Origin of the sequence: Vineibacter terrae, assembly GCF_008039615.1 — a bacterium.
Lineage (GTDB): Bacteria > Pseudomonadota > Alphaproteobacteria > Reyranellales > Reyranellaceae > Vineibacter > Vineibacter terrae.
Genome location: NZ_VDUZ01000130.1, coordinates 1 through 571 on the forward strand (window position 1 = coordinate 1; position 571 = coordinate 571).

Genomic DNA, 571 nt, shown 5'->3' on the forward strand with positions numbered 1-571 from the left:
CCTCAATCGCACCAAGCTCCGCCGGGTGCGCCAGCGCGAGGGCCGATACCTGCTGCGCAGCAACCTCTGCGGCCATGACCCGGCCCAGCTGTGGCAGTTCTACATCCAGCTCGTCGAGATCGAAGCCGCCTTCAAGAACCTCAAGGACGACCTGCGGCTGCGCCCCATCTTCCACCAGCTCGAAGAGCGCATCGAGGCCCATATCTTCGTCGCCTTCATGGCCTACTGCCTGCACGTCACCCTACGCGCCCGCCTGCGGCCCCTGGCCGGCGGCCTTACGCCCAGGGCCGTGCTCGACAAGCTCGCCGCCATCCAGATGCTCGATGTCCACTTCCCCACCACCGACGGCCGGACCCTCATCCTGACCCGCTACACCGAACTCGCCGCCGATCAGAAGCTCCTCGTCAGCCAGCTCGGCCTCACGCTGCCGCCGCAGCCACCGCCCAGGATCACTGCCGCCGGTGCCCTCGACCGCCAGCCCGAGCCCGCCATGTAGTGAAGACCTTTCACGAGCCGCCGTTGATTCGATTACACTTTCTGCCTTCGCTACTCGCCAGTAGGGAAAGTTGGG

General features: G+C 66.2%; 1 pseudogene. It reads left to right on the top strand.

The window, feature by feature from the left end:
* Nucleotides 1–496: pseudogene (locus FHP25_RS41235) on the top strand (IS1634 family transposase); the annotation flags it as partial.
* Nucleotides 497–571 lie beyond the last annotated feature (75 nt).